Here is a 17,902-nt window from a genome sequence, read left to right as displayed (position 1 = left end):
TATAAAACTAAGCACTGTAATTTTCAATCATCTTGTCGAATAAACTTATTTATATTATAAAAAAATACTTTAAAATATATTTTTATTATTATATATTTAATACTTCTCAAACTTTTCAAAAAAATAAAAAACCTAACACTATTTTTAACATGTTAGGCTTTTTATAATCACTTTTTCTAAAATTTTCTAAAATTTTTTAATTTCATCTTTAGTTACAATACCATATACTAATTTATTTTTTTCTATTTCTTCATCTACAATAGAATATGAATTGACGAATCTATCCTTTGCTAATGTAAGTTTTTTCTCATCATCATAGTGCATATATGCTAAAACTTCACCCTTTTTTACATAATCTCCAACTTTTTTTTCTAAAATTATTCCTGCTGATAAATCTAAAATATCATCTTTAGTTTCTCTACCAGCTCCAAGAATCATAGCTGATATGCCTATATCTTCTGCCTTAATCTTACTTATATACCCAGATTTATCTGATTTGATTGGATACTTATACTTTGATTCTTTAAATAGAGAATAATCATCAACTATATCTTTATTTCCACCTTGATTTTCTATGAACTCTTTAAGTTTATCTATAGCTCTACCAGATTTTATTGATTCTTGTATCTTTTCAATACCATCATCAAAGTTACATGCAACTTTTGCTAAAACCAGCATATATGCTCCTAAAACTTCACATAATTCAACAAGGTCTTTTGGTCCATTTCCTTTTAAGGTTTCAATTGCTTCTATAACCTCTAAAGAATTCCCAACAGCAAAGCCTAGAGGTTCATCCATATCTGTCACAATTCCTATGGTATCTTTATTCATACCAACACCTATATCAACCATAGCTTTTGCCAATTCAAAAGACTCCTCTAAAGTCTTCATAAATGCCCCATTTCCAGTTTTCACATCTAATACGATTGCATCAGCTCCGGAAGCTAGCTTTTTAGACATTACACTAGATGCTATCAATGATATATTGTCTACAGTTGCTGTAACATCCCTAAGAGCATAGATTTTTTTATCTGCAATTGCTACCTTTGCACTTTGACCACAAACTGCTATTTTATGCTTGTTTACAGAATCAATAAATTTATTTATATCCATTTCTGTAGAAAAACCTGGTATAGCTTCCAATTTATCAATAGTTCCTCCAGTATGTCCAAGACCTCTTCCAGACATTTTTGCAACTGGTGCTCCACATGAAGCAACTAAAGGAATAAGAGCTATTGTAGTCTTATCTCCGACACCACCTGTACTGTGTTTATCTACTTTTATACCCTCGATATCTGAAAGCTCTATCATATCACCAGAGTGCATCATTGCCTCTGTAAGATATACAGTCTCTTGTCTATTCATCTTATTTAAATAAATAGACATTAATAGTGCAGAAGCTTGATAGTCAGGTATATCTCCTTTAGAATAGTTTTCTATAAAGTAATTTATCTCTTCTTTGCTAAGTTCTAAATTATCTCTCTTTTTTTTTATAATATCATACATTCTCATACTTGAAATCTCCATTCTAACCTGTAATAATGTAAATAAATTTATAAACATATTTATATATTATAAAAAACTGTCTCTTATTAGAAATACTTTTCTATATCAAGACAGCTCCTTATTAATTATTTTCAAATTGTACATTATCTATTTTATAATAAATTTACTTAAATCCTCTATAAATTCTTAACTGTACTCTTAACTAAGTTCAAAAACTCTGATTTGACTTTTTGAGTAGTTTGTATAACTTCTTCATGACTTAATGGTTGATTTAAGATACCAGCAGCCATATTAGTTATACAAGATATACCAATAACATCAATATTAGAATGTGCTGCTACTATAACTTCTGGAACTGTTGACATTCCAACTGCATCAGCCCCCAATATTTGAGCCATTCTTACTTCTGCTGGTGTTTCATAATTGGGTCCACTAAAGAACATATATACACCTTCTTTTACATCTATATTGTATTCTTTAGCACACTCTTTAACTATATCTATATATTTACATGAATATGCATCTGACATATCTGGAAATCTATCTCCAAGTCTATCATCATTTTTTCCTACTAATGGATTACTACCACTAAAATTTATATGGTCTCTTATAATCATCAAATCCCCTGGTTTAAATTGCTTATTTACGCCACCAGCAGCATTAGTTACTACAATAATTTCGACTCCAAGAGCTTTCATAACTCTAACTGGAAAAGTGGCTTCTTTTTGAGAATAACCTTCATAGTAATGAAATCTTCCTTGCATAGCAATTACTTCTTTTCCTGCAAGCTTTCCAATAACAAGTTGCCCAGCATGTCCTTCTACTGTTGAAACAGGGAAATTTGGAATTTCGCTATATTTAATTATGACAGAATCTTCTATATCATTTGCTAAATCACCAAGCCCAGAACCTAATATTAAACCAACTTTAGGCTTTATATTAATTTTAGAATTTATAAATTTACTACTTTGTTCTATCTTTTCAAACATTCCAATCCCTCCATTCATTCTATTAAGATAATTTTTATTAGCTTATATATTTATCTTCTATTTAATATTTAAAATAAATCTTTTTTAAAACTCGTTCCATATTTAGGCAGTTTTACATCCAATATATCTGCAACAGTTGCTCCAATATCAGCAAAAGTATCTTTTATTCCTAAATTAAATCCTTTTTTAATCTTACTACCATAAATCATTACTGGAATATATTCTCTTGTATGGTCTGTACCTTTATATGTTGGGTCATTTCCATGGTCTGCATTAATTATAAGAATATCATCTTCCCTCATATTGCTCATTATCTCAGGAAGTCTATTATCAAACTCTTCAAGTGCTTTCTTATATCCTTCTGGGTCTCTTCTATGACCATATTTTGAATCAAAATCAACAAGGTTTGAATATATCAAGCCTTTATTATCTTGTTTCATATATTTTAAAGTTTCATCTACTCCATCCATATTACTTTTAGTATGAATAGCTTCTGTAATTCCTTTACCATTAAAAATATCTTCTATTTTTCCAACAGCTAATACTTCAAGACCTGATTCTTTTATATTATCAAGTACAGTTGGTTCAAATGGGTCCAGTGAATAATCTCTTCTATTTGAAGTTCTAACAAATTCACCTGTTTTTTTACCTATAAATGGTCTGGCAATTACTCTAGCCACTGCATTATCACCCATCATTATTTCTCTAGCTATTTTACACATACTATACAACTCTTCTAGTGGAATCACATCTTCATTAGCTGCTATTTGAAATACACTATCAGCTGAAGTATATATTATTACATCTCCAGTTTTTATTTGATGTTCTCCATATTCATCAATTATCACAGTCCCTGAAGCTGGCTTATTTCCTACTACTTTTCTTCCAGTTTTTTTCTCAAACTCTTCTATAATTTCTTTTGAAAATCCATGTTCAAATGTTTTAAAAGGTTTATCAACTATTATCCCAGTCATTTCCCAGTGACCAGTAGTAGTATCTTTTCCTTGAGACATTTCCTTACATTTTCCAAAGCATCCTATTGGCTCTTTTTCATCTTCAAAAAAATCTACACCATCTATATTTCCTATACCTAATTTTCTCATATTAGGAATTTGTATTTCTGGATATTCTTTAAATATATTTCCAAGAGTACTTACATCCTTACTGTCTCCAAAATTTTCAGCATCAGGTAATGCTCCTATTCCAACACTATCAATTACAATCCAAATTACTCTGCTCATATAAATATGCTCCTTTTAAATTATAAAATTTGCTATAGAGTCTATTTAGCTTCTACTTTTTGTAACTCTATATCAATATCATTTCTAGGATGTTTTTCTTTTATTTCTCTTCTCACGTTTTTATCTATGTGGTTTAAATATACTTGTAAACTAGACAAATTAACATTTCCTAAGATTTTACTTACAACAGCAATGTTAGCACCTTCATTCAAAAGATGAATAGCAAATGAATGTCTAAGCATTGTAGGATTTATGTTTTTATCTATATTAGCTAAATTAGAATATTTTTTTATAACTTTCCAAAGACCTTGTCGTGTGAATCTTTGTCCTAATGAACTTACAAATAATGACTTTTCACCTTCTACAGCTATTTTAGGTCTTGCTTCTTTTAAATATTTATCTAAATAAAGTTTTGTAATATCACAAAGAGGTATCACTCTTTGGCTTTTACAGCATGAACTACAATATATATAGTCAATATCCAAGTCAACATCGTCTACATTCATATCTACTAGCTCTGATACTTTTATACCTGTACCATATAATACTTCAAAAATAGCCTTGTCCCTAATTAATTTAGGTGTTGTTAACTTAGGAAAATTTAATAATCTTTCAATTTCTTCTTCTGTAAGTATATTTATATTTTCTTTTTTTACCTTAGGTTTTTTTATATCCTTTGCAGGATTATTTGTACATACATGATTTAAAAATAAATAATCATGAAAAGATTTTATAGATGATATCATCCTTGCTATTGTAGCTATTGATACATTATCTTTTTCCAACTTTATTAAATAACTTATAATATCATTTTCTACTATATCTACTAGTTTAATGCTTTTTTGATTTATATATTCCATATATTTTTTTATATCCATAAAGTATGATGCCACTGTGTTCTCTGATAATTTTTTTTTATCTTTTATGTAATCTATATATCCCTCTATAATATCCATTATAAACTCCTTTATTTAACTAGGAACTTAATAATACCAATACTTACAGTATTTAATATTAATTGCAACCCCAATGATAGTGCTATTATAATTATAATATTTAGTATGTACCTCTTAATTAAAAACTGCATATTTCTTCTATTTTTCTTTTTAAATTCATAAACCATCTCTTTAAAATAGCTTAAACTAATTAATGTTAATATGATTGCACATGGAATAATAATCAAATTTTTAAATAATATTATCAAAATCATTTTTGCACTCTTAAATTTTAATGCCAATATAAAACTATTTATTGTATATCCAATTGACATTCCCTTTAATACAAAAATTACTAATACTGCTGGAATTGTTACTACAAATAGACTTAATAGAGCTATCGAGCCCATAAAGATTGTATCTGACTTTAAATTTTGTAGAACGGTATCTTTTACATTTATATTCAGATTATAATACTCTACAGCAGGATTTATATTGTTTAATATATTATCATTAGAACCTGGTAATATTTTATTTATATAGGACCCAATAACAATAGACATCATAAACAACAATCCTATAATAATTATTTGTCTATTTAATTCTCTAAAATCATTTTTTCTATATGTTTTTCTCAATTTTATTCCCCCTTGTCCTTTATAAAATAATATGCTGTAGGACAAGGGGTTATTCATTTTTATAAATATTAATTTTTAAACATATCTTTTACTAATAATAATCCAATAGAAGTTTTTGCATCTTCAACATCATTTTTTAATACCATATTATAGGCTTCTTCAAGTTCAACTTCGTAAACATCTAAAAATTCATCTGCATCTAGATTATTTTCTCCTGGAGTAAGACCTGTTGCCAAATATACAAACATTATCTCATTAGAAAAACCTGCTGAAGTGAAAAATTTATGTATTAGCTTAATATTTTTTGCACTATAACCAGTTTCTTCTTTTAGCTCCCTCTCAGCACATTCTTTAGGACTTTCATTTTTTTCTAGCTTACCAGCTGGAATTTCAAAAATTGGTTTTTCTATAGGTTTTCTAAATTGCTTCACTAATACAACTTTATTATCATCTGTAATTGCAACTATTCCTACTGCACCACCAACTTCTACTAATTCCCTCTTTTGATATCCTTGTCCTGGAATTTCAACAGTATCGACCTTTAAAGTAATTACCTTACCTGTATAAACTCTATCACTACTAATAGTTTTTTCTTCTAATACCATCTTAAACCTCCATTAAGTAATATGCTGCTGTACTTGCAGCTTTGAAAAATGCCTCATCTTGCTCATAATTTCTTCCCATACTTTTTACTTTTAGATTAAAATAGTCTAAATCCTCTTTCGTTTTATTATTATCTATATAAATTATATTATGCTTTTTATCTAAACCACTAGTTTTAACTTGTTCTTTTATAAATTTTAATTTTTCATCATCATATATAGTTATTGGTATATCTATATTTACATTTACAATTTCTTCAAATACAGTCATACTGTGATGTGAAATACCTTGATGCCTTTCTCGTTTGTCAGCAAAACTAATTCTTGGAATTGCTATTGCTTGTCCTCCAAGCTTTATTACAGCATCAAGAATTGGACCTTGTTCAATTCCTGTAAATCCATATTTAGTACCTGTACCAGCAATTCCTGGTCCCATACTTACAAATACTACATCTGCTTTTAATATTTCTTTTGCTGTAATCAATGCAGTGTATATATTTATACACTCATAGTCTCCCCCAAATGCATTTCCTATAGTTATTGTACTATCTATTAATTTTTTTTCTTTTAAAGTATCTACATTTTTACTTAAATAAATTGGAAGAGATGCTCCATCAGTCATTATATATACTAGTTTCTTATTAGGGTTATTTCTTTTAAATGAAGCTACAAATGGAGTTAACATACTATGAAGAGTTCCTACTACAACAGGAAGGCCTTCTAACTCTGTAAAATCATCAAATTTATCATGATAAATGCTTTCTTGTTCCTCAACAGCGTCTACCTTTATTTGAAGTGGTGTATATCTAAGTTTCATTATATGACCACCTTCAATTAAACTAGATTCCAAATTGTTTAAATTAGTTATTACAAAATGGTATCCACCAGTTCCTAGACTTAGTTCTACTGCTGTTGTATTTAAAACTACTTCATCCCCTATATCTACTACTCCAGACAGTTTTGGATAATTGTATGCTCTTTGTATTTCTCCATTTATATTTACTCTTATATCATCCAACGTTTCAGTTTGACTTACAATTGACTCAACAATCCCCACTCTTTTGCTTATCATAATGCTACCTTCCCAACTTATCTATAAAATTTAATAATTTATTTTTTTCTATTATTTTAGTCAATGAGTATTTTTCGGTAAATATATGCATAATAACTACAAATATTAACCATCCCAGTCTGATATTAAATGGATATCCAAAAGAAATTAGAATTCCAATAGACATTCCAAGAACATTTGAACCAGTATCTCCCATCATTGCTCTTGCCTTTAAATCATAATTAAAGTATGCAAGTACATTTGGAACTATAAGCAGTGGAAGAACTTGAACAAATCCTGTCAATGTTAAAAATACAATCACCATTATAAATAAATATGCTTTTATTGCTCTTCCTGGTCTTAAATCTAAAAGATTCATTAAATTGGTTGATAGAGCTATTATTAATGTATTTACTATTATATCTATTATGTCTTTTGATATAGACACAGAAACTATAAGTCCTACAAATCCACCAAACAACGCCTTAAAGCCTCCAGTTGTAAGACTTCCTTTAAATAAACTTTTAAAGTGACCTTTTAGACCACTTACATTTCTATTTCCAATAATATCGTCTAGTATTCCTGCAAAAAACATGGATATCATACCAAACATAAACATAAATATATATGCTAAATCTCTATATTCTGTAGTAAAAAATGCAAGTATTATTCCATTAATCACAAGCATAGGTAAAAATACAATTCCCATACTTACTGGTATCATATCTTTTTTGTAGTTTGGTCTAAGTATATTTCCATTTATCAATAAATTTTTAAATAGTGGTATTGCAGCATAGGTTCCAAATAATCCTGTTAATAATAAAATGGTATAAAGTATATAATCTTTCACTAAGATACTACCTCCATTCTTTCTTTTTTTGTCGTAAAACCTTTTTTATATGATAATACTGCTTGCCTCTATGAATAAATCCTTTTAAATTTCTGCCAGTTTCATTATGAGTCATGTTTACTAATACTTCTTTAATTTTAAAACCATACTTTAGTATATCAATCGTCATTCCAACTTCAACACCATATCCAAAAGGTATTTCATCAAATTTTTCTAAAACTTCTCTTTTAAATATTCTTTGACCTGACAGAGTTGCATCTAGTTCAACTCCTGTCATCTCAAAAACAGAATTTTTAGCTAAACCTTTTACAAATCCCAGACCTCCTTTTTTCTTTGCAGGAGGAAACTTTGCTATAGTAACATCAGCTTCACCATTTAATATTGGTACAATTAATTTTTCAATTTCTTTAGCCGAACTACCTAGATCTCCATCCAAAAATCCTATAATATTTGCGCTTTTCATTGATACTTTAAGCCCATAGTTTAAAGCATATCCTTTACCTCTGTTTTTATCTAACTTAAAAAATTTAATTTTTTCATTCTTTAATTCAGATACAACCTTAGCAGTATTATCTGTTGAACCATCATCTACAACTACTATTTCATTTATTTCTTTAATTCCAACTATACTTTCTAATGTATAGTTTATTCTACTTTCTTCATTATAAGCTGGTATTATTATACTTATATAAGAATCCATTTTTTCTCTCCTTAAAATTATTTCTATTTTATAGATGGCAACAATGAAGTTGCAGTATCTAATCTACCAAAATTACCAACTATATTACCTTGTTGTAAAAGCATAGCTAGAGATACACTTCCTACACCTTCATCAATATTATCTATAGTTGCAACTTTATTTTTAGAATATAATTCTACATAAGAAGTTTTAACTCCTGTATTTTGAACTTCTACTAAATATTTATTTTCTGATTTTATTTTTGAAACTACAAATTTTTCTATTTTGTCAAATTGTTTTGTATTATCTTTTGCATCATTTCCACCAGCTATTACAACAGATTCATATTTTAGATATGTGTCACCAATAGAGTTAAATTTTATTACATCTAGTTCTTGAAGATATGTCAAAATGTCACTTGCATCTTCCTTTTTCAAGGTATCAATTATATAATTAACTGCATCATTTGTATTTTTAATTTCTGTACCTAATTTACTTGAGATTTCTTTTAATTTTTCTGGATTTGTTATATTTTCTTTTAACACTATGTTAAATGCAACACTACCATTAGATTTGTTTATTATATCTTCTATATTTTTTGTATAATCATCATTTTCATTAGCTGATATTATTCCTATACTTTTTCCACTTAATGAACCAATTAAAACCTTGTCCACATTTTTATTTATAAAATTAATTGCTTCTTCATAATCTTTATTTACCTTTGCTAAATCTACATCAAGTTTATCATTTTTTTCTTTTAAAATATTAAATTTATCATCCAAGTCATTTATTATATTTGCTTGCTGCTCGCTTAATTGTTGATTATTATTTAAATTAAATCCTACTAACATGCCTATACCCAAAGCTATAAATATAGCCCCAATAGTGACTATATAATATTTCATATTAATATGCATATTTATCCTCCTAAAATTTACATCTGTAATAATACCTTAAATTTCAATTGCATTAACTGTATAAATTGTTGAACTCCTGGTGACAATGATGCAACTACCAACACAGGAAATAATGCTGTTGCTATTAACGCCCATATGTACTTTATCTTTAGCTTACTTCTATATAACAAGTTAACTCCTTTAGCATCTATAAGCTTAGAACCTATCTTTAGTCTAACTAAAAAAGTACTTGCCATTCCCTTTCTTCCTTTTTCAAGGAAATCAATCATATTTGAATGTGTACCCACTGCTACTATTAACTCTGCTTTATACTCATACGCAATAAGCATAGCTATATCTTCACTAGTTCCTGGTGCAGGAAATACAACTGCATCCAAACCTAGTTCTTGAACTCTCTTAAGACCTGGTGCTCTACCATCTGTATAAGCATGTACTACTATTTCACTAGCTTTTTTTAAAGCTTCATCGCTTACACTATCCATATCTCCCACAATTACATCTGGAGTATATCCAAACTCAATTAAAGCATCTGCGCCTCCATCAACACCAACTAGAACAGGTTTTACCTCTTCTATGTATGAAAGCATTGTACTTAAATCCTCTTTATAGTCCTGACCTCTTACAACTATTAATACATGCTTATTTGCATAATTAGTTTGTACTTTTGGAATTTCTACTTCACCAAGTATAAATCCTTTTTCTTTTTTAGCATAATCTATAGTATTGTCTATAAATCTATCTAATTCTACGGCTAAGTTTTCATAAGCAGCCTTTATTTGATACGAAACTTCATACTTATCTAAAACTTCACCTGCACCTAAAAATTCTCCTTCTCTATATATCTTTCCATCTATAACTTCTATAGTCTGTCCTTCTTTTAATTCTTCAAATAATTCTTCTCCAATATTATCAATTATTAAGATATTATTCTCAGTCAATATTCCTGGACCTTTATTAGGATATCTACCACTTATAGAAGGAGCCGCATTTATGACAAGTTTTATTTTGGCTTCTACCAAAGAGTTTGCAGCAACTTCATCTATGTCTATATGATTTATAACTGCTATTTCCCCACTTTCAACTCTTTTAGCAAGCTTTTTAGTTTTTCGATCTACTTTTATAGGGGCCTCGACTCTCATTTTTAAACCTCCACTATCATTATTAAAATCACATTATATTATAGCATTACTTAAGAATAAAATAAATGTTTTAAGTTGGTCTTACATCTTTAATCATTATAACACTATATTTTATGATTTTTTTATTTAATACTTTTTGTAATATACTTTAAAAATTAATGTTTCGACTTGTTAAAGTATATTTTTATATTAAAAAACAAATCAACATTAATCTACAACTGACAAAGGTACATAATATGGCCATATTATAATAAAATTATATTAAATAAATAATAAAGAAAAAATAAAGCTTTTATTATATATTAAAACAGCAAAACGGTATAACCCTATTGGTTATACCGTTTTGCTGTTTGTAATGCATATTTATTGCCAATACCTTCATTAAAAGGTCTTACTTTTTCTGTCTATTTATTTAACCATACTATGTTCTAATCTTAATTTATCAGCAATCATTGCTATAAATTCTGAATTAGTTGGTTTTCCTTTAGTATTGTGTACCGTATATCCAAATAATTGATTTATTGTGTCAACTTTGCCTCTACTCCATGCAACTTCTATGGCATGTCTTATTGCTCTCTCAACTCTACTTGGTGTTGTATTGAATTTTTTAGCTATACTTGGATATAACTCTTTTGTTACTGCACCTAAAAGTTCAACATTATCAATGACCATTTTTATAGCTTCTCTTAGATATAAATACCCTTTTATATGAGCTGGTACTCCTATTTCGTGTATTATATTTGTGATTTCTGTTTCTATATTACCTACATTTTTAACGAAATCACTTCTTGTCATTTGAGTTTCTTGAACTGGTCTAGGCTTTGGCTCTACTTGAGTAACTCTATTAGAAACTAGTTCTCTAATTCTGTTTATAAACACAACAAAATCAAACGGCTTTACTATGTAGTAATCTGCTCCTAGATTTATTGCGCTTTGAGTTATCTTATCTTGACCTACTGCTGATAGTACTATTATTTTTGGCATTTTAGGTATATCCATAGTATTTAATTTTTCAATTACACCTAATCCATCCAGATGTGGCATTATTACGTCTAATATTAATAAATCTGGTTGTGTCTTTTTTACTAAATCTAATGCTTCAATCCCATCTTTAGCTATGCCTAATATATCGATATCATCCTCATTAGACAAATACTCTTTTAATACCTGACAAAAATCCTTATTGTCGTCTGCTAAAACTATTTTGATTTTTTCCACTAAAAATCCCCCCATTAAAAAACATCTTCTTATTACAGAAAACTAAACTTTTTACACAAATTGTTCCTAATTATCTACTCTAAAGCATATTCGACACTTCAAAATTATATTCCTCCTAGATAAGTGATAAAATAATAAATTTTTTTAATGCCTCACCTACAATTTTATCATTTCATCTATAAAAATACCATATCCTTTTTTCGGATTATCTCTAAAAACATGAGTTATTGCACCAATAATTTTATTATTTTGTATTATTGGAGCCCCACTCATCCCTTGTACAATCCCCCCTGTGTATTCCAATAACTTATCATCTACAACTTTTATTACCATATCTCTATAATTTCCTTTATCATATACTATACTTTCTATTTTTATATCATAGCTTGTTATATTTTTGTTTTTGTCTTCAAAAAGAATTATTGCATCCCCTATTTTTACATCTTGAGGTCTTCCAACTTCGATTAATTGTAATTCTTTATTTGCTAAATTAAATTCTTTATTTTGTTTTTCTGTAATATTACCACTTATACCTAATTTTGAGTTATTCGAAAAATTTCCCATCAGATTACTATCATTAAAATCACCTTTTATTCTGCCTACTTTTTCATTACTAGCTTTTAATATTTTTAGTTTTTCTGGTTTATATATATACCCTTGCTTAATCTTTAATAGTTCATTAGTGTCCGAATCTTTTATAGCATGACCAATTGCTTTAAATTTTTCCATATTAGGGTCATAAAAAGTCATAGTTCCAATTCCAGATATCTTATCTCTCACCCATAATCCAAGTTTATAATTACCATTTTCTTTTTTAGTTTCTATTGTCTCTGTTTTATATTTATTTTTTCTTTCAAAAGTCACTTCTACTTTACTTTTTTTAGCTTCATTTAAAATCTTTGATACATCCTGACTATCTTTTATTTTTTTATTATCTATTTTTACTATATTGTCGCCAACCTGTATGCCTCCAATATAATCTACATCCTCTTCCTCATATCCTAAAACCAATACACCATCTGTATTTGCTTTCACTCCAATTATATTTCCAAGTGGATATACATATTTTTTATCATGATTCTTAATTGTAAAAGTTTCTATTGGGGTCTCCTTATTCGTATTACAATTTTTATTTTGAAAAATTATAACCATCATAAAAATCGATACAGCTCCTAATATTATCCAAATATTTTTGAAATTCTTATTTATTTTGTTCATATATTCATCTACTCCTATGCTGTATTATTATGTATTTATAATTCCTTTTTCGTAAAAATTTATTCATTTAAAAACCTCGTTGTATATCTTACTAAGTGCTTTTTATCCTATAATATGGTAGTATTATATTGTGGTAAAAAGTTTGAAGGGCGGTAATATTTTGAAATTAAATGTAAGAATTGCAGATATAAATAATTGGCATGATTTAGTTAATTTGTCTGTAGATAAGAATCAATTAGATTATATAGAAAGCAATGCACTTTCTATTGCTGAGTCTAAGTTTATAACAGCTTGGATACCTGTTGGAATATATGATGACAATATACTGATAGGATTTGCTATGTACGGTCGCCTAGAAGATGACAGAGTTTGGCTTGATAGATTCATGATTGACTCAAAGTATCAAGGTAAAGGATATGGAAAAGCATCCTTAGATTTCCTTATAAATCATCTTAAAAATGAATATAATTGCAATGAGTTATACCTTAGTATATTCGATAACAACAAAATGGCTATTGGACTTTACAAAAGCTTTGGATTTGAGTTTAATGGAGAACTTGACTATGGTGGAGAAAAAGTCATGGTATTAAAATCTAATTGATATTAATAAAAATATATATCTATCAAGGAGGTGAAATCATTATATAAATATATTTATATAATGATAAATAAAATGACTCAAAATGTAATTTTAAAATTTGTTGAAGAAAATGATTTAGAAAATCTTGAAAATGTAAAGATTTTATTCACTGAATACTCAAATTCATTGAATATAGATTTGTGTTTCCAGGACTTTAATAATGAATTAAAAACACTTCCAGGAAAGTATAAAAAACCTTCAGGCTCATTAATACTAGCATTTGTTGATGAAAATTTAGCAGGTTGTGTTGCATTAAAAAAACTTGAAGATGATGTATGTGAATTAAAAAGGTTATATGTAAGAGATAAATTTAGAGGACTTAAAATAGGAAAAATATTATTAGAAGAAATCGTAAAAGAAGCCAAAAAGATTGGATATACATATATGAGACTAGACACTCTTCCAAGCATGAAAAGCGCTCAAGGTTTATACGAAAAAATTGGTTTTTATGATATAAATCCTTATACTTATAATCCAATTGAAGGGGCTAGATATATGGAGCTAAAATTATAAATAAAAAAATAGAGTATAAATAAAATTATAGATGTTTTATTTATACTCTATTTTATTGATTAAATTATTTTAAATATATTTATTTCTCTAAATCTTCCAAACCAACACTTATATCTTCAGTTATATCTTTTATATATTCTATTCCATTATTGTATGTAAGCTTTGCTTTGATATAAATTATATCATTAATATCCTTTTTAGGAAAATTAGCCTCATAATTTACTTGCTCTCTATCTATATTATCATCTTTACTACCATTTGATAATTTAGCAGACTTAGCTTTATATACAGTATCACCTTTACCTTCATTTACAATAATATCTACATTTTCTAACTTTATATCATCATAAACTTTATTTTTTGATTTTTCACTTTCATGATTAAATAAATTGCTGTTTTCCAATATTTCAATAAAGTATTCCTTATTGTCCCTTATTCCATAATTAAATACAGGTGGTTCAGGCATATAATCAGACTTAGTCAATTTTTGAACATCTGAACTTTCAGATATTGTACCACTTGTAACTACTTTATAATCATATTCACTACCTGTAGTTATTTTTATTTCACAAGTATATGATAATTCCCCATGCTTTGTCATCTCAATCTCATTCCATTTATCACTATCTGCTTTATACATAAAGATTACTTTTCCATCCTTGCCAAGTTTGCTCAATTGTGTATCTACATCAATTACACATTCGTCTTTTTCTAATTTTTTAACTTTTAAATCAATACTTTTTGTTATATAACTTTTTGACATTTCTTCATTAATTATATTGCTAATATCTGACTTAGTATTCATAATTTCTTGTGATAAATAATCTAATTTATCATTAGAAGTGTCAAGATTATTCTTGATACTATTAATAGTTAATAAAATATACCCTAATACTATAATAACTATGATTATAAAAATTAAGTACATAGTATTTTTTTTATTCATTTAATACCCCCCCACTACTACTTTAATACATAATATTATACTCAAAAACTTAAAATTTTTACAGTTACAAGTCTATACAAGATTTATTTAAATTATAATTTTTATTTATTTTTGATATCCAGATAAAATATTTTAAAATATTTTCATCATAAAAAATAGATGTAAAGTATCTAGATTAAATATTCTCTACATCTATTTAAAATAAGCTCTTTCACTAACACTTTTTAGCCATTTCAATAATTTCGCTTGCATGTTCTATAGTTTTTTCTGTTATATTATTACCTGCTATAAGTCTTGCAATTTCATTTTTTCTTTGAGATTGATTTAATTTCTTAACATTTGTAAATGTTCTATTATTTGAAGTATCTTTTTCTATACAATAATGGGTATCTGCATTTGCAGCAATTTGAGGTAAATGAGTTATACATATTATTTGTTTTTTCTTTGCTATATCACTCAATTTCTCACCAACAATTTGTGCAGCTATGCCACTTATCCCTGTATCTATTTCATCAAATACTAAAGTATCTATATCATCTATATCAGCTAATATAGTCTTAAATGCCAACATAAATCTAGACATTTCACCACCTGATGCAACTTTATATATAGGTTTGATATCTTCTCCTAAATTAAAAGATATCATAAATTCAATATCATCTATTCCATTTAAAGTAAATGAACTTTCTTCAAAATTGACTTTGAACATTACATTTTTCATATTTAGACTCTTTAATTCATCAAGAAGTACTTCCTCTAATTGAATTGCCACTTTATTTCTTGCTTTAGTCAGTTTGCTAGCTTTTACTTTTAGCTCTTCTTCTATTTTTATTAATTGATTTTTTAATTGTTCAACTCTTTCATCTCTATTTAATATCTCATCTAGTCTATCTTTTGTCTTTTCATAATATTCAAATATAGCTTCTATACTATCTCCATATTTTCTTCTTAAGTTATTAATCTCATCAATTCTAAGTTCAATCTGTTCTAATTCATAAGGTTCAAAATCTATATTATCTTTGTAATTTCTTATATCACTAGATATATCTTGTAGTTCATACATTATTCTTTCTATAGTTTCACTATATTCACTTAAAACACTGTCATATTTAGATATATCATTAAGCTCTTTAGATGCAATACCTATCAAGTCAATAACATTATATTCACCATTATGTAATTTACTGTAACTTAAGTTTAAATTATTATATATCTTTTCACTATTTCTATAGACATCTCTTTGTTTTAATAAATCTTCATATTCATTTTTATTTAAATTTGCAGCCTCAATTTCATTTATTTGAAACCTTAATAAATCTATTTCTCGTTGAATCTGCATATCATCTTTATTTTCTGTTAAAGAGTTCAAAGCTCTCTTTACTTCGCTGTATTTGTAATAAATTTTTCTATAATCATCTTTAAACTTATCTAGTTCATTTTCTCCAAATAAGTCTAAAAATTTTAAGTGTGTATCCTTATTGAATAAAGCTTGATTTTGATGTTGACCATGTATATCTATAAGTGTAGATGCAATTTCCTTTAGAAAAGATACTTTAACAGTCCTTCCATTTACTCTAGCAGTACTTTTCCCATCTGAATATATCAATCTAGTTATAACCAATAAATTGTCATCTTCTATACTTATATCATTTTCATCTAATATCTTTTTTAGATACACGTTATCTGAGAAAAATATAGCTTCAACAAGTCCCTTATCTGTACCTTTTCTTAGAAAAGACCTGTCATATTTCTCACCTAGACAAAGTCCAAGCGCATCTATTATTATAGATTTTCCTGAACCAGTTTCTCCCGTAAGTATATTTAAGTTTTTATCAATACCCAGCCTTAGTTCTTCAACTAAGGCACAATTTTTCATATATAATTCGAGGATCAAGTCTAAGCCCCCTTTTATTCTATTTATCTAAATTATGAGAAGCCTCAACGACTTCCACTATTTTTTTGTCATACATATCACTATCAAATTCATATCCTTCATTTCCATTCTTTAAATGAATTAGATATTCTATATTTCCTTCTGGACCCTTAATTGGAGAAAAATCTAATCCTAAAATTTCAAATCCATTTTGTACTGAAAAATCAGAAATCATTTTTATAACTTCTATATGTGTAGATTTTTCTCTAACTACACCTTTTTTACCTACCTTTTCTCTTCCTGCTTCAAATTGAGGTTTTATCAAGGCTACAATTTCTCCATTATTAATAACTAATTCTTTTGCTTTTGGAAGTACTAGTTTCAATGATATAAAAGATACATCAATTGATGCAAAATCTGCAAATTGCTTTGTATCTTCTATTGTTACATTCCTTATGTTTGTTCTTTCCATACACACAACTCTATCATCTTGTCTCAATTTCCACGCAAGCTGACCATAACCAACATCTATGGAAAATACTTTTATAGCTCCATTTTTTAGCATACAGTCTGTAAAACCACCCGTAGATGCTCCTATATCCATACATACTTTCCCATCAATAGTTAAGTCGAAGTTCTTCATTGCTTTTTCAAGCTTTAACCCACCCCTACTAACATATGGTATTGGGTTTCCTTTTACTTCTATAGCACAATCCTCTTTTACTTCTGTACCTGCCTTATCACATCTTTGATTATCAACAAAAACTAATCCAGCCATTATTGCTTTTTTAGCTCTTTCTCTACTTTCAAAATGCCCTTGCTCTACTAACAATAAATCTATTCTTTTCTTCATAAAATTACCTTTCTGTTAAAAGCTACTTTAATATTGACTAAAGTAGCTTGAAGTAACACACTTGATATTTATTCTAAGTGACAAATTTTAA

The 17,902-nt window shown here is 27.6% G+C and carries 18 protein-coding genes; 2 read left to right on the top strand and 16 right to left on the bottom strand.

Annotated elements, in window-relative coordinates:
* Nucleotides 1–186 precede the first annotated feature (186 nt).
* From IC173_RS00835 to IC173_RS00775, 13 genes are all read right to left on the bottom strand, one after another.
* Entirely contained in the window at nt 187–1,512 is a 1,326-nt protein-coding gene (locus IC173_RS00835; protein ID WP_227855028.1) for a pyrimidine-nucleoside phosphorylase, read from the bottom strand.
* 170 nt (nt 1,513–1,682) lie between these two features.
* Nucleotides 1,683–2,495, bottom strand: a complete 813-nt coding sequence (locus IC173_RS00830) for a purine-nucleoside phosphorylase (protein WP_227434144.1) — start codon at nt 2,493–2,495, stop codon at nt 1,683–1,685.
* Between the two features lie 68 nt (nt 2,496–2,563).
* Nucleotides 2,564–3,736: a phosphopentomutase gene (locus IC173_RS00825; protein ID WP_227855027.1), complete on the bottom strand. Its 1,173-nt coding sequence runs from the start codon at nt 3,734–3,736 to the stop codon at nt 2,564–2,566.
* 41 nt (nt 3,737–3,777) lie between these two features.
* Nucleotides 3,778–4,692 carry a tyrosine-type recombinase/integrase gene (locus tag IC173_RS00820; protein ID WP_227831233.1) on the bottom strand — a complete coding sequence of 305 codons (915 nt, stop codon included), beginning with the start codon at nt 4,690–4,692 and terminating at the stop codon, nt 3,778–3,780.
* Between the two features lie 11 nt (nt 4,693–4,703).
* Nucleotides 4,704–5,309 (bottom strand): stage II sporulation protein M, encoded by a 606-nt coding sequence (locus tag IC173_RS00815; RefSeq protein WP_227434141.1) that lies wholly within the window; start codon nt 5,307–5,309, stop codon nt 4,704–4,706.
* 68 nt (nt 5,310–5,377) lie between these two features.
* Nucleotides 5,378–5,914 (bottom strand): NUDIX hydrolase, encoded by a 537-nt coding sequence (locus IC173_RS00810; RefSeq protein WP_227434140.1) that lies wholly within the window; start codon nt 5,912–5,914, stop codon nt 5,378–5,380.
* Nucleotide 5,915: 1 nt separating this feature from the next.
* A complete protein-coding gene (locus IC173_RS00805) occupies nt 5,916–6,983 on the bottom strand; it encodes a DUF3866 family protein (RefSeq protein ID WP_227434139.1) in 1,068 nt (355 codons plus the stop codon).
* Between the two features lie 4 nt (nt 6,984–6,987).
* Nucleotides 6,988–7,812, bottom strand: coding sequence for a glycosyl transferase (locus IC173_RS00800; protein WP_227434138.1), 825 nt, complete (start codon nt 7,810–7,812; stop codon nt 6,988–6,990).
* A 7-nt stretch (nt 7,813–7,819) separates the two neighbouring features.
* On the bottom strand, nt 7,820–8,512 hold the full coding sequence (locus IC173_RS00795; protein ID WP_227855026.1) for a glycosyltransferase family 2 protein: 693 nt from the start codon (nt 8,510–8,512) through the stop codon (nt 7,820–7,822).
* Nucleotides 8,513–8,535: 23 nt separating this feature from the next.
* Nucleotides 8,536–9,411, bottom strand: coding sequence for a copper transporter (locus IC173_RS00790; protein WP_227434136.1), 876 nt, complete (start codon nt 9,409–9,411; stop codon nt 8,536–8,538).
* Nucleotides 9,412–9,428: 17 nt separating this feature from the next.
* Nucleotides 9,429–10,550: a putative cytokinetic ring protein SteA gene (steA, locus tag IC173_RS00785; protein ID WP_227434135.1), complete on the bottom strand. Its 1,122-nt coding sequence runs from the start codon at nt 10,548–10,550 to the stop codon at nt 9,429–9,431.
* A 408-nt stretch (nt 10,551–10,958) separates the two neighbouring features.
* Nucleotides 10,959–11,783: a sporulation transcription factor Spo0A gene (spo0A, locus tag IC173_RS00780; protein ID WP_003424711.1), complete on the bottom strand. Its 825-nt coding sequence runs from the start codon at nt 11,781–11,783 to the stop codon at nt 10,959–10,961.
* Nucleotides 11,784–11,924: 141 nt separating this feature from the next.
* Nucleotides 11,925–12,986, bottom strand: a complete 1,062-nt coding sequence (locus IC173_RS00775) for a SpoIVB peptidase S55 domain-containing protein (protein WP_227855025.1) — start codon at nt 12,984–12,986, stop codon at nt 11,925–11,927.
* Between the two features lie 160 nt (nt 12,987–13,146).
* Here IC173_RS00775 and IC173_RS00770 point away from each other — a divergent pair, with 160 nt between their 5' ends.
* Both IC173_RS00770 and IC173_RS00765 read left to right on the top strand, forming a co-directional pair.
* On the top strand, nt 13,147–13,587 hold the full coding sequence (locus tag IC173_RS00770; RefSeq protein WP_227434133.1) for a GNAT family N-acetyltransferase: 441 nt from the start codon (nt 13,147–13,149) through the stop codon (nt 13,585–13,587).
* A 60-nt stretch (nt 13,588–13,647) separates the two neighbouring features.
* Complete coding sequence (locus IC173_RS00765) at nt 13,648–14,139, top strand: GNAT family N-acetyltransferase (protein WP_227855024.1); 492 nt, start codon at nt 13,648–13,650, stop codon at nt 14,137–14,139.
* A gap of 79 nt (nt 14,140–14,218) precedes the next feature.
* On the opposite strand, the gene IC173_RS00760 is transcribed toward IC173_RS00765, so the two are convergent.
* From IC173_RS00760 to IC173_RS00750, 3 genes are all read right to left on the bottom strand, one after another.
* Complete coding sequence (locus IC173_RS00760) at nt 14,219–15,085, bottom strand: hypothetical protein (RefSeq protein ID WP_227482206.1); 867 nt, start codon at nt 15,083–15,085, stop codon at nt 14,219–14,221.
* Nucleotides 15,086–15,299: 214 nt separating this feature from the next.
* Nucleotides 15,300–16,979 (bottom strand): DNA repair protein RecN, encoded by a 1,680-nt coding sequence (gene recN, locus IC173_RS00755; protein WP_227434130.1) that lies wholly within the window; start codon nt 16,977–16,979, stop codon nt 15,300–15,302.
* 19 nt (nt 16,980–16,998) lie between these two features.
* Entirely contained in the window at nt 16,999–17,811 is an 813-nt protein-coding gene (locus IC173_RS00750; protein WP_227434129.1) for a TlyA family RNA methyltransferase, read from the bottom strand.
* Nucleotides 17,812–17,902 lie beyond the last annotated feature (91 nt).

The organism is Clostridioides sp. ES-S-0048-02 (genome assembly GCF_020658495.1).
Classification (GTDB): Bacteria; Bacillota; Clostridia; order Peptostreptococcales; family Peptostreptococcaceae; genus Clostridioides.
Note: the sequence above shows the minus strand (reverse complement) of the source record. Positions and strands in the feature narration are given on the sequence as shown.

What these genes read in the sequence shown, in the direction of transcription:
- IC173_RS00835 (WP_227855028.1), bottom strand. Translation starts at nt 1,512, where the DNA reads ATGAGAATGTATGATATTATAAAAAAAAAGAGAGATAATTTAGAACTT.
- IC173_RS00830 (WP_227434144.1), bottom strand. Translation starts at nt 2,495, where the DNA reads ATGTTTGAAAAGATAGAACAAAGTAGTAAATTTATAAATTCTAAAATT.
- IC173_RS00825 (WP_227855027.1), bottom strand. Translation starts at nt 3,736, where the DNA reads ATGAGCAGAGTAATTTGGATTGTAATTGATAGTGTTGGAATAGGAGCA.
- IC173_RS00820 (WP_227831233.1), bottom strand. Translation starts at nt 4,692, where the DNA reads ATGGATATTATAGAGGGATATATAGATTACATAAAAGATAAAAAAAAA.
- IC173_RS00810 (WP_227434140.1), bottom strand. Translation starts at nt 5,914, where the DNA reads ATGGTATTAGAAGAAAAAACTATTAGTAGTGATAGAGTTTATACAGGT.
- IC173_RS00805 (WP_227434139.1), bottom strand. Translation starts at nt 6,983, where the DNA reads ATGATAAGCAAAAGAGTGGGGATTGTTGAGTCAATTGTAAGTCAAACT.
- IC173_RS00795 (WP_227855026.1), bottom strand. Translation starts at nt 8,512, where the DNA reads ATGGATTCTTATATAAGTATAATAATACCAGCTTATAATGAAGAAAGT.
- IC173_RS00790 (WP_227434136.1), bottom strand. Translation starts at nt 9,411, where the DNA reads ATGCATATTAATATGAAATATTATATAGTCACTATTGGGGCTATATTT.
- steA (WP_227434135.1), bottom strand. Translation starts at nt 10,550, where the DNA reads ATGAGAGTCGAGGCCCCTATAAAAGTAGATCGAAAAACTAAAAAGCTT.
- spo0A (WP_003424711.1), bottom strand. Translation starts at nt 11,783, where the DNA reads ATGGGGGGATTTTTAGTGGAAAAAATCAAAATAGTTTTAGCAGACGAC.
- IC173_RS00775 (WP_227855025.1), bottom strand. Translation starts at nt 12,986, where the DNA reads ATGAACAAAATAAATAAGAATTTCAAAAATATTTGGATAATATTAGGA.
- IC173_RS00765 (WP_227855024.1), top strand. Translation starts at nt 13,648, where the DNA reads ATGATAAATAAAATGACTCAAAATGTAATTTTAAAATTTGTTGAAGAA.
- IC173_RS00760 (WP_227482206.1), bottom strand. Translation starts at nt 15,085, where the DNA reads ATGAATAAAAAAAATACTATGTACTTAATTTTTATAATCATAGTTATT.
- IC173_RS00750 (WP_227434129.1), bottom strand. Translation starts at nt 17,811, where the DNA reads ATGAAGAAAAGAATAGATTTATTGTTAGTAGAGCAAGGGCATTTTGAA.